Genomic DNA, 12838 nt, shown 5'->3' with positions numbered 1-12838 from the left:
TACTATGGTTACACATGATAATAGAATGATATATAACTGAACGATTTTAGTGAAGATACATGTCGTCAGTTATTGGATTCCTTATTTTTAATAGAAGGATGTAGAATAATAAAATAGATAACCTCTTAGAAGCTCCGAATACTTGAAGGCAAGAGGTTCTATAATTTTCATTAATTTTTGCTCATTCGCTTCATTATGAGGGAGAAAAGTATATATGTTTTGTACAAGAATAGGATGATAAGTAAGATGAAGAATATTTCAATTATGTTTTTATATAGGTTTTAGATAATAATCCAAGCTTTACTGTTGGAAACTTATTTTACAGAACTTATGAAGATAGATTACTTACAAAACTAAGAATATTTAAAAAAACTTCCAGATGCAAATACATCATTTTAAAAAATGAGATTGTAATATAGTGTTGTAGAAAGTTTAGCCTATGTGTATCTAGGATCTTGAATGTAATCTTGTTTTACAATTTTTATGATTTCAATACTTAAAAAACCAAATTCTTTTACCACTTTACCATACATACGATAGACTCCTTTATGTCTAAGTTTATATTTTTCCTGTACAGGAGGAAATAATACCGTATCAAAAACATCTCCAAATTGATCTAAAAAAGTACCAAATGCCATACGTTTACCTTTTGAAGTTCGGGTATTTTTCATAGCAATTAAATATCCATAGATATCAATCTTTTTATTAATATAGTTTTTGAATTGATTAGCTCGATTTTGATTCACAGGTTTAGATGCCATTATTTCATAATATCCGCAAATTGGAAATCCGAATGATTCAATTTGTTCAAAAGCGTTTTCTAGCTTTGATGTTTGAAACTTTGGTAATTGATATTCAGTGTGTTTTTCCTTAAATAAAACAGGTTGATTATGATCAGGTAGCGTAGTGTACAATTTAAAATGTGCCTCCCATAATAATTCGTGTTTGTTCTTTTGTGTATATGCAAATGCACCTATTTTTATCAGTATACTTATTTGTTCAATGCTTATAGGTACTCTATCGACAAAATTGTTAAGTGATAAATAAGTTCCGTGACGTTTGCGTTCTGATAGTATAAGTTCTACAGTCTTATAATCTAAATTGCGTAACATGTTTAATCCTAGATAAATATGATTTTTTATCAGAATGTGCTCGTATTTGCTAGTGTTAATACACGGAGTTAGGATTTTTGCCCCTAATAATTTTGCTTCATGTAGATATACTTCTGGCCGATAAAATCCGCCTCCATTATTTAAAGTAGCTACAAGGTATTCTAGAGGGAAATAGGCTTTCAGAAATAAACTTTGATAGCTTTCTACTGCATAAGAAGCAGAATGTCCTTTTGGAAAAGCGTATCCAGCAAAACTGGCTACTTGATTCCATATTTCAAAAGTTAATTTATCTTCATACCCTTCATTTTTACAGTTTTGAATGAATTTTTTTTGTACTTCTTTAAATTCTTTACGAGATCTAAATTTACCACTCATTCCTCTGCGTAGCACATCAGCTTCATCAAGGGTTAGTTTCGCAAAAAGATGAGCAACTTTTATTACATCTTCTTGGTATACCATAATTCCATAGGTTTCTTTCATGAGATCTAACATAATAGGATGCGAGTTTTTTCGTCTTTCGATATCATGTTCTCGTAAGATATATTCACGCATCATCCCACTTTTAGCAACTCCAGGTCGTATAATAGAACTTGCAGCAACTAATCCTAAATAATTATCGGTTTTGAGCTTACTTAAGAGCATACGCATTGCAGGAGATTCTACATAAAAACAGGCGAGACATTTAGCATCTCTTATTAAACCATTGATATTAGGGTCTTTTTTAAAGCTATCTATATCATGAATATCAAAGTTTGCCTTTTCTGGTTGATTATATTTAATAATCTGTATTGCTTCTTTAATCTTAGCGAGTCCACGTTGCCCCAAAATATCAAACTTATATAGTCCAAGATCTTCTGCAATGATCATATCAAACTGTACCGTAGGAAAACCCTTGGGCGGTACATCGGTAGCTGCATAATTATGAAGTGATTTATCACTAATCAATATACCGCTTGCATGAATACTTATATAATTAGGCATTCCTTGTATAAGTTGACTATAAACAATTACTAGTTTATGGATATGATCTAAAGAATTGTAATCATAATTACCTTCACTAAGTTTATCGATTTCGAATTTAGGTAAACCAAATACTTTACCTAATTCTCTTACAGCTCCTTTATAATGGAAAGTTACATATGCTCCGAGTAATGCGACATTTTTGAATTCTGAAAATATGAATCGTGTAATATCCTGTCTATCTCTCCAAGAAAAATCAATATCAAAGTCTGGAGGACTAGTACGATGTGAATTTATAAATCTTTCGAAGTATAAGTCTAATTCGATAGGATCTACATCTGTAATTTTTAGAAGATAAGCTACTATGCTATTGGCACCACTACCACGACCAACATAGTAATATCCTTTTTCCTGAGCATATGAAATAATTCTCCAATTAATTAAAAAATAAGAAACAAACTTCATTTTAGTAATTAAATGAAGTTCTTTTTTTAATCTATCGAGTACTTTTTTTGTTGGTTTTTTATATCGATATGGAAGCCCTTTATCACATAATTTTTTTAATAAGAGATTATCTTCTTCTATACTTCCAGTATAGGTTTTTTGATTTAATGATGGCTTGTTTTTAGAAAAGTTGAAATTTACATTACATTGATTCAGTATGATTTCGGTATTTTTTATGATAAAATTAAATTCAATAAATTGTTTTTTAATTTCATTATTGGGGATCATTTTTTCTGAAAAACATGCTTGTTGATTCTCTGGTAAACGGCTCAATAGAATATTATTATCGATAGCTCTTAGTAAACGATGCGCATTAAAATCTTTTTTACTTCTAAAAGTTACAGGTTGTAATGTAACAAGCTTGCTTTCTAGTTTTAGATACTTTGAAAACTTAAGTTTAGCTAAATCTTTTATAGAAACACCTATAAATTCATTTGATGAAAAATTATTTTTTTTTGTTTCTATAATTTGTTTAAAAGGGTATATGATAAAAACATTATTGAATAGTGGAGCGTTTTTAGGAAATTCAATTTTATTGTGAGAATGGTAAGATAAAAAATCATTTAATTCTTTATATCCTTCGTTATTTTTAGCAATACCTACATATAGTTGTTGATGATTATTTCTAAAATCAACACCTACAATAGGTTTGATTTTATATTCTTTCGCTTTTCTAATAAAGTTTAAACAAGCTGATGTATTATTAATATCTGTTAAAGCTATAGCATTTACTTTATTTTCTTTAGCAAGTTCTAATAATGTTATTTCGGAAAAAGTTCCGAACCGTAAACTATAATACGAATGGCAATTAAGGTACATGCTTATTGTTTTCTATGTGCTAATACAATTGGAGGTTGACCATTAAATGGATTTTCCATTCTGCCAATAGTTTTAGATCCCATGGCTACAGCTCTAATTACGCTACGATCTCCGTATTGACTTCTAATATGATCTAATGCTTTGTATAGATTAAGTTGTTTTTCATTGTCTTCAAATAGGTTTATTTGGTAATTTCCAGTTACTAGATGACTAAATCTGATACCTATTAATCGTACTAATAATCTTTTTTGATACAATTTTTCGAATAGTTCTAAAATTTTAGGAATTAGAATATGATCAGCACTGGTGTATGGAATCTTAAGTTGTTTGGAATATGTATTAAAATCAGAATATCTGATTTTAACTGCAATGCATGCAGATAGTTTATTTCCTCTACGCAATTGATAAGAAAGGTTTTCTGTCATTGCTATAAGAATGTTACGTAGTTTGTAAACATCTATGGTATCTCTATCAAATGTTCTTTCTGTTGAAATAGATTTACGTTCAGAAAAACCAATAACGGGAGTATTATCTATTCCATTTGCTCTTTTCCATATAGTTAATCCATTTACTCCTAAAACTCTTTTCATAACATCTACAGGCATATCTTGTATTGTTTTTACTTGCCGTACTCCTAGATTACGAAGTGTTTGAAAAGTTTTGTCACCAACCATAGGGATTTTTTTTATAGATAACGGAGCTAGAAAAGGTTTTTCCGTACCAAAATCAATTTTTAATTGATTATTAGGTTTCGCTTCATTAGTAGCTACTTTAGATACTATTTTATTTTGAGCAAAACCTAAAGATATTGGTAAACCGGTTTCTGATATGATTGTTTGTCTAAGTTCTGAGGCATACTTATAAGCACCAAAAAACCTATCCATTCCTGATAAATCTGCATAAAATTCATCGATACTTGATTTTTCAAAAACAGGAACTTTATCTTTAATAATTTCTGTAACTAGATCAGAGTATCTACTATATGTACCCGCATTACCTTTTATGATTGTAGCTTCTGGGCATAGTTCTTTCGCTATCTTCATAGACATTCCTGAGTGTATACCAAATGCTCGGGTTTCATAGCTACAGGCTGCTACAACACCACGATCACTAATACCACCTACTAGTAAAGGTTTTTTTTGTAATGAACTATCAATAAGACGTTCTACAGATACATAAAATGTATCAAGATCAAGATGTAATATAGTTCTCAATATTTGGTTTTATGGAATTTTTCCAAATTTATGGAATATTTCCATAATATTTAATGTATGGCTTTAAATTTTATTCACATTAGATCAAAAAAAAACGACATCTTAATTTAAGATGTCGCTTCTAAAAAATTTTATTTTGGGGCTACAAAATAAAATTCAATTGTATTAATTTTCTGTATATCCAGCGAATTGTTGCATAGCACTTTTAGTAAGTTCTTTAGCTCTATTTACATAAAAACTTTTTGTATCATTTAAAGTTTCGTTTTGTAAATCATTTTCACTTCTTAAATAATCCTTTTGAGATTCGAAGATTGATTCATCATCAAAAGCTATACTTAATTCTTGTAATGCACTTTCTAATTTTTGTAACGCTTGCTCTGCTTTAGCTTTTACTGCTGTTTGTTCTTTTAACTCTGCCGCACGTTGAGCTTCAAATTCTGCTTTAGCTTTTTGCTGTTCTGCAATTTGCTGTTGTAATTTTTGTTGTTCTATTGCTAACTGACGTCTTTGTTCTTCTAATTCTTTTTGTTTCTGTGCTACTTCTTCAGAAGCAACTGCTATAGCTTCTTCTTCTTCACTAACAGTCTCTACAACATAAGAGTCACTACTACCATTATTTGCTTGGCAGTCTGTTAATTGTTCTAATAACTTAGGACCAAGATCTTTTGCTTGTTTTGCATAATATCTGCTTCGCTCATAAGTATCTTGATCTAGTGAACTTACCATATTAGTTTTAGCTTCATAAGCTGTTTCATTAGCTTCTTCACAACCACATTTATCAGCAAGAGTTTCTACTTTTTCAAGAGCTTCTATTGCTTTATCAGCATATTCTTGAGTGTGAAATACATTATTAGCTCCGTGCGCTTTCTTAGAATGTGAATATGCATAACTAGCAGCAGTTAAAGCATCTTCATAAAGATTTTGGGCATTGGCCTGGGGAATAAAACAAAGTAAAAATAAGATGGATGCTATTCTTTTCATTTTTATGGGGCTTTTTAATGAACAGTACAAGTATACAATATTTTCTAAGTAACATCCAAAAATAAACGTCATTAATCGATGAAATGCGCACTTTATCTTAATTTTTATGGGTTACCCATAAACAAAGTGATAGATATCCTACTGTTTAATGAGAGTTTTCATCATTTGATTCACTCATAACGAAGTTAGTCGTTACGTATTGTATAGTACCTATGTAAATTATAATTTTAACGTTTTACAAAAGTTATTATGTAAGTTTATTATGTATATTACGTCCATAATTCCCTATGAAAGAACTTATCATATCTTCGATAAACCATAATCTAAATAATGCTATTGCTTTATTAGACGCAATAACTTTAGAAACTTACTGTAATGCTTCTGTAGGGCCATACTATTCTAGTATAGGTTCTCATATGAGACATACATTGGATTTTTTTGATTGTATTATTAATGGATTAGATACTAATGACATTGATCTTACTGCTCGTAAGCGAGATGAAATTTTATCTACAAATATAGAAGCAACAAAAGATCATATATATACACTACAAGAAACGTTACTTTCTTATGTTGATGTAAATACGGATTACCTGATTCATGTTACTGATAATATGGGACAAGGAAAAGTTACAGTCAATTATACTTTAGAAAGCATTCTTGCGCACGCAAATAGCCATGCAATTCATCACTATGCTACAATAGGGTATATTCTTAATCAACTTAATGTAGAAATTAAAATCTCAGGATTTGGCTATAATCCTACTACTCCTGTAAATAAGCGAGAAGGAATCTAATATAGAAGAGTGTAACTTATTTAATTTTATTCTATTTATAATTTATTCTGTTTTTTATAAGTGATATTTTTATTTATATAATGTATATGTAGTAGTTTGTATTTTATATATACTTTCAATATATATAATGTATATATTGGTAATTAGAAAGACTTATTTTCTATTGCTTTACAATATAATATTAGATGTTTTATGTGAAATATATAGTTGTCACACAGTAATGTACTAATTTTAAAAGTTATAGATAAGATTATTTTTTTAGAAGTTTTTATTCTTAAATGTATTTATCAAAAAGTTTGCATAATATATTTAGGATAAATTTCTAAGGTTATCTTTGATATATAATAATATGTAAGAGGTAAATAAGAGTAGTTACTATGGTTAGATTAGAATACATATTTATTGCTTTCTTTACAAGTGTTGTTATTTATGGCCAGAATTTAGATGATGATTGTGAGTTGTGGCGAAAACAAATGGATACAATTTCAAGCTCAGAATCATTGTTTAGACTTAGTAATCAAGCTATTTCTAAAGTAGATGATGAATGTAAGATAGAAATTTATTTAGCATTGATTCACACATATAAGTATATCGAAAAGTTTGATGAAGCATTAAGATTTTGTAATCAAGCTATAATGCTTGGAGAAAGCCTCAAAAAAGAGAAATCACTTTCAAGTTTGTATATAGAAAAGGCTAGTATTTTATTATCTCAAAATCATAAAGATGAAGAAGCTTATGTATGGTTAGATGAAGCTAAAAAGATATTGGATAAAGATTTTAAAAATGATGGGTGGATTCTTTATTATAATACGAAAGAATTAATAGCAAGAAAAAGTAACGAATATAGTAAAGCAATCATATATGCAGATTCAGTTATCAGTTTCTTAAATAAAACTAATAATGAAATTGGAATACCAACTCGATATCAAAACATAGGTTTGTATCACTTTAATTTATCTAATTATGAAGAATCAGCTAAAAATTTACTAAAAGCAATTCAGCTTAAAGAAGGTCAAAATAATATCTTAGATTTAGAGGATATATATTATTTTTTAGGACGTACTTATTTAAGATGGGAACATTATGATACTGCAATAAAATATATAAATAAGAGTATTCCAATTGCAAAGGAAAGAGGAGATAACTATGTTTTATTATTATGTTATTCAGAACTGGTTAAATGTTATCAGAAATTAAATAAAAATGATGATGCTATTAGAGTTGCTGATTATGCTTTAAAATTAGCTCGTGATCAAAAAGATTATGTTCAGATGTCTGAACTATTAAAGGAAAAAGGATGGATATACTTCGAATATCTTAAACAAAACGATAAAGCCGAGATATATTTTAAAGAAGCTTACCAAATAGCAAAAAAATCTAAAGATGATTCAACACTATATGCTAGCATTAGAGGTTTAATAGAAATTTATCTTCACGAAAAAGAATATGAAAAAGTAAAAAGTTACTTGAAATCTTTTGAGAATATAACTAATAAGATTAATAGTATACATTATACACAAAAATTCTATCAAGTTTCTAGTAGATATTATCAAAAAACAGGTCAATCATTTCTAGCTTTAAATCAACTAAAAAAATATTATTCAATAAAAGATTCTATATCCAGCGAACAAGTAATGGTTAAAGTAGCTGATCTAGAAAAAAAGTATGACACTAAAAAGAAAGAATTAGAAATAGTCACTCTTAACAAACAAAAAGAAGAGCAAGAACAAATAACAAAACAAGCTAAGACTAAGCAATATCTATATTTATTAGCAGCTGTTTTTTTGTTATTGCTATTAGGAATAGGAGCTTGGGCATTTAGAAAATTGAGAAAACAACAAAAAGAATTGGTTTCCACAAACCAAGTTAAGAATCGTCTTTTTTCTATTATAGCACATGATCTTAGAGGAATGATTATTCCTTTCCAACGATCAGGAAAAATATTAAAATATCATATAGAAAAAGGCAATCACGAAAAGACAATAGAATTATCTCAATCATTAGAGCAAAACTCAGAAAGTTTATCCAATATGCTTGATAATTTATTGAATTGGTCTTTAGAACAGATGAATGGCTATAAAATGAATGCTCAGATAATATCTATAAAGAAAGAATTAACAGAGATCATATCATCATATCATCAACAGGCTGTTTACAAGAAAACTAATATAGAACTAAAATACGAAAAAGATTTTTCCGTTAATTTTGATAAAGGAGCTTTTCATGTAATTTTTAGAAATTTAATAGGTAATGCTTTAAAGTATACAGAAGAAGGAAATATTCGAATAGAATTTAAAAACGAAAATGAAGAGTTTTTATGTTCGGTAATTGATACTGGAATTGGAATGCCAAAAAGTAAACTAGAAAATCTTTTTAATTTAGAAGAAAAAAAATCAACTATAGGAACACAAGGTGAAAAAGGAACAGGGCTAGGGCTTAATCTTGTTTATCGCTTTATAAAAATGCATAAAGGAACGATTAGTGTTTCTTCAGAAAAAAGAATTGGTACGCGATTTGACCTAAATTTCCCTTTGATAAAATATAAACTTTACGAAAAAATAGATCATACGGCAATCTCTGCATAAAACTTTTAAAACCAAATACCTACTTGATATGATACCGCAAAAATTATTGTTATTACTATTTAGTTTTTTAGTATCGTTCTCTATATACTCTCAAACAGAGAATGAGCATTGCAAACGGTGGCATAAAACAATGGATACTATCCAAAGCTATGAGGTAGCATTTAAGTTTTGTAGAGAAATGATTAAGAAAGTTGATGAAAAATGTAAAGCAGAAATACAAATATCTCGCGGTTATATGTTTCTGAACCAAAGAAATATTGATTCATCTATTTATTATTTAGATAAAGGTATTAAGCTGGCCAAGAAGATTGATGATTCAGAATTATTATCATCCGCATATGGAAAAAAAGCATATAATTTAGCATTACAAAATAATAAAACAGAGGCAGAATTACTACTAAAGCAAACTAGAAAACTTCTTGTTAAGTATCCTGAGAGTGAACATTGGATTCTATATCATCAAACACACGCTTATTTAGCTGATATAGAAGCAGATTATGAAAAAGCTTTAAAACATACCGATAGTACAGTTATTATATCTGAGAAAAATAACTTTACTAGTTATTTACCATCTTGTTATGGAAATAGGGGGACATACTCTATAAGATTATCTAAATATGAAAAGGCGGTGGATAGTTTTTTAAAAGCTATTGAGGTATTGGAACAAGATAATAAACCATCTGGTTTGGATATGTATTACTGTATGTTAGCAACTTCATATAAAAGGCTAAAGCAATATGATATTGCCATAAAATATTTTAAGAAAGCAATAGAAGAATCAGATAAAACTCATAATCGTTACGTCCGGATGATTACTTATTCTAGGATGGCAGATGCGCAAAGAAAATTGAACCTAGCAGAGGATGCACTAAGTTCAGTGGACTCTACTTTAGTAATAGCAAGAAAATTAAATGATAATGGATTCATCTCCGATGCGCTGCATACTAAAGCAACTATCTATTTTGAAAATATAGAAGATTATGATAAAGCAGAAGTTTATTTTAAAGAAGCTTATCAAAACATATTGAATGCTAATGCTGTAAAAAAAATGGATGATATGATGTTAATATCAGCTATAGATGGTATGGCGAAAATTAGTCTCAAAAAACGAAATTTCCCAAGTGCGAAGAAATATATAGATTTATTAGAAATAGAAACAGATAAATCAAAAATATTGACATTCGAAAAGAGTCTTCACTATTACAAGAGTGATTATTATGAGAATATTGGGGAATCTAAAAAGGCGTTAATGTATCTTAAGAAATACCACTTTATAAAAGATTCTGTTGAAAATGAAGAAGTTAAAACTAAAGTAGCAGATTTAGAGAAGAAGTATGACACCAAAAAGAAAGAACTTGCTATAGCGACTCTTAACAAACAAAAAGAAGAGCAAGAACAAATAACGAAACAAGCGCAAGCCCAACAAAATTTGTATTTAATAGCAGCTGCATTTTTGTTTTTATTGTTAGGAATTGGAGCTTGGGCTTTTAGAAAATTGAGAAAACAACAGAAAGAATTAGTTTCTACAAATCAAGTAAAGAATCGTCTTTTTTCTATTATAGCACACGATCTTAGAGGAATGATAATTCCTTTCCAACGATCAGGTAAAATATTGAAATATCATGTAGAAAAAGGGAATAATGAAAAAACAATAGAACTATCTCAAGCACTAGAACAAAACTCAGAGAGTTTATCCAATATGCTCGATAATTTATTGAATTGGTCACTAGAACAGATGAATGGTTATAAAATGAATCCTCAGACAATTTCTGTGAATAAAGAGTTAACAGAGATCATATCATCATATAAACAACAGGCTACATATAAGAAAACCAAAATAGAATTAAAATATGAAGATGATTTTTCTATTAATTTTGATAAAGGAGCTTTTCATGTCATTTTTAGAAACTTAATAGGTAATGCATTAAAGTATACAGAAGAAGGAAATATACGAATAGAATTTAAAAATGAAAATGATATTTTTTTATGTTCTGTAATTGATACAGGAGTAGGAATGTCTAAGAGTAAACTCGAAAATCTTTTTAATTTAGAAGAAAAAAAATCAACCATAGGAACACAAGGTGAAAAAGGAACAGGGCTGGGACTTAACCTAGTTTATCGCTTTATAAAAATGCATAATGGAACTATCAATGTTTCTTCGGAAAAAAGAATTGGCACACGTTTTGACTTAAGCATTCCCATAACCATATCGTTGACCAAAGAAGAAGGGGCAATTTCTAAACCTTTATCAGCGTAAATAAAGCATACAGATCATGAATATTTATATAGTAGAAGATGATATATTTCATTTAGAAGATATTAAAATCTCTCTAGAAGAGTTAGGGTATTTCTGTGTTGGTAGTTCAGATGATCCATTCGAAGCTCAAGAACAAATTGGAGAATTAAGGCCAGATGCAGTAATCTTAGATATTCATTTAAATGGTAAAGAGTCAGGTATTGCGCTAGGGTATAAAATTAAAACCTTGTATGAAATCCCAGTGTTTTTTGCTACTTCTGATAATGATAAGGATGTAATGAGTAAAGCTGCAACTATAAATCCGGCAGCTTATCTAACAAAACCTATAAATAAAGATGATTTACAAGCTGCATTGATTTTGGCTCAGAAACAAGAGATTAATTCAGAAAAGAACGGAACTAGTGAACCGGAGAATATATTTGTAAAGAGCGGAAATAAACTAATAAAAGTAAATTTAAACTCGATACTTTTTGCGCATACTGATTCTAAAAATTATTGTTCTATTGTTACTACAGATCATAAGAAATTATCTGTACGATACTCTATTTTAAAATTAAGTAAGAAACTACAAAGCTTAGAATTTGTACAAACACATAGATCTTATATCATAAATTGGAATAAGATAGACTCATTACATGAGTATGATCAAACCATAGAGATACAAGGTCATCATATTCCCATAGGGAGAACGTTTAAGGAGTATATTTATAAACGTTTAAAGGTGATCTAACCTCTCTACTATTATAAAGAATATTTCTTTTTTTCTTGTTAGTTAAATTGTTAAACAATGGATATCACCACTTAAAGCAATAGTTTTAGTAGAAACATTACAATCTCCCTGAGTTTTACAAACTATTGGTTTTGTAAAACAAGCGTCTCCAGTAGTAACTTGATCTGTTGTGTCTTGTGATCCTCCATTAAATTTATCAAGATGGTCTAATCTAGCGATCTTTATTTTATCCAGACTTATTTTTTTTCTTTGACTATTTTTCATTTCCCCAAAAAGTTAAAGTATATAATCCATCCTATTAATGGATATTTATTAATAAAAAAACCTCCAAATTTTATTTCAAATATTAGTGCCAATTGCGGTAGTACTGATACTACCAGCACCTGTTTTTGTAGAAGTTGTTTTTGTATCTCCAATTGTCGTTAAATCATTTGGATCGATAGGTACTGTACCATCTTGTAAATCGTGAAATGATCCTCCAACAATGTATCGTAGGTTATTTAGTTTAGCGATTTTAACTTTATCTAAGCTTAATTTATTTCTGTTTTTCATAGTATAGATATAAAAATTTTACTCGACACAGATAGAAATACTACTCCCAGCAGCTGTTTTAGTAGAAGTATGCGTGCCAATTTCATCACACATTTTGGTATGAGTTCCAGTAAGTTCCGTGATAGTTGGAATTTCAGTTGAAGTCGGAGGTAAAGAGCCACCCCAAATTACATGTGTATTATTTAATTGAGCAATTTTGACTTTGGCTAAACTCAATTTTTTAAGTTTTCCCCTTTTCATGTTGTTTTGATTTGTGTTTTCACAATCTACAATTTTAGTCATAATAATACACGTAAATATTCTTGAAATTTATAAATTTCAAGATAA

10 protein-coding genes are annotated in these 12838 nt (G+C 29.0%); 4 read left to right on the top strand and 6 right to left on the bottom strand.

The features are described from left to right. Positions 1-437: 437 nt before the first annotated feature. From J8L88_RS18480 to J8L88_RS18470, 3 genes are all read right to left on the bottom strand, one after another. Positions 438-3395 carry a DNA polymerase III subunit alpha gene (locus tag J8L88_RS18480; RefSeq protein WP_211061510.1) on the bottom strand — a complete coding sequence of 986 codons (2958 nt, stop codon included), beginning with the start codon at positions 3393-3395 and terminating at the stop codon, positions 438-440. Between the two features lie 2 nt (positions 3396-3397). Further along, the gene (locus tag J8L88_RS18475; protein WP_211061514.1) at positions 3398-4612 is read right to left on the bottom strand and encodes a DNA polymerase IV; all 1215 of its coding nucleotides are present in this window, start codon (positions 4610-4612) and stop codon (positions 3398-3400) included. A 162-nt stretch (positions 4613-4774) separates the two neighbouring features. Next, on the bottom strand, positions 4775-5590 hold the full coding sequence (locus J8L88_RS18470) for a hypothetical protein (protein ID WP_027393533.1): 816 nt from the start codon (positions 5588-5590) through the stop codon (positions 4775-4777). 287 nt (positions 5591-5877) lie between these two features. Here J8L88_RS18470 and J8L88_RS18465 point away from each other — a divergent pair, with 287 nt between their 5' ends. From J8L88_RS18465 to J8L88_RS18450, 4 genes are all read left to right on the top strand, one after another. Next, complete coding sequence (locus J8L88_RS18465; RefSeq protein WP_027393534.1) at positions 5878-6387, top strand: DinB family protein; 510 nt, start codon at positions 5878-5880, stop codon at positions 6385-6387. 377 nt (positions 6388-6764) lie between these two features. Beyond that, positions 6765-8972: an ATP-binding protein gene (locus J8L88_RS18460; protein ID WP_211061509.1), complete on the top strand. Its 2208-nt coding sequence runs from the start codon at positions 6765-6767 to the stop codon at positions 8970-8972. 130 nt (positions 8973-9102) lie between these two features. After that, positions 9103-11229: an ATP-binding protein gene (locus J8L88_RS18455; protein ID WP_211061508.1), complete on the top strand. Its 2127-nt coding sequence runs from the start codon at positions 9103-9105 to the stop codon at positions 11227-11229. Positions 11230-11245: 16 nt separating this feature from the next. Beyond that, positions 11246-11959, top strand: coding sequence for a LytTR family DNA-binding domain-containing protein (locus J8L88_RS18450; protein ID WP_027393537.1), 714 nt, complete (start codon positions 11246-11248; stop codon positions 11957-11959). A gap of 42 nt (positions 11960-12001) precedes the next feature. On the opposite strand, the gene J8L88_RS18445 is transcribed toward J8L88_RS18450, so the two are convergent. The 3 genes from J8L88_RS18445 to J8L88_RS18435 form a co-directional block, all read right to left on the bottom strand. Then, on the bottom strand, positions 12002-12223 hold the full coding sequence (locus tag J8L88_RS18445) for a hypothetical protein (RefSeq protein WP_027393538.1): 222 nt from the start codon (positions 12221-12223) through the stop codon (positions 12002-12004). A 75-nt stretch (positions 12224-12298) separates the two neighbouring features. Next, the gene (locus J8L88_RS18440; RefSeq protein ID WP_027393539.1) at positions 12299-12511 is read right to left on the bottom strand and encodes a hypothetical protein; all 213 of its coding nucleotides are present in this window, start codon (positions 12509-12511) and stop codon (positions 12299-12301) included. An 18-nt stretch (positions 12512-12529) separates the two neighbouring features. Beyond that, positions 12530-12751: a hypothetical protein gene (locus J8L88_RS18435; RefSeq protein WP_155839696.1), complete on the bottom strand. Its 222-nt coding sequence runs from the start codon at positions 12749-12751 to the stop codon at positions 12530-12532. Positions 12752-12838 lie beyond the last annotated feature (87 nt).

The sequence above is a fragment of the Aquimarina sp. MMG015 genome, from assembly GCF_018100855.1.
In the GTDB taxonomy this organism is placed as follows: domain Bacteria; phylum Bacteroidota; class Bacteroidia; order Flavobacteriales; family Flavobacteriaceae; genus Aquimarina; species Aquimarina latercula.
This window is presented reverse-complemented; position numbering and strand designations above follow the sequence as displayed.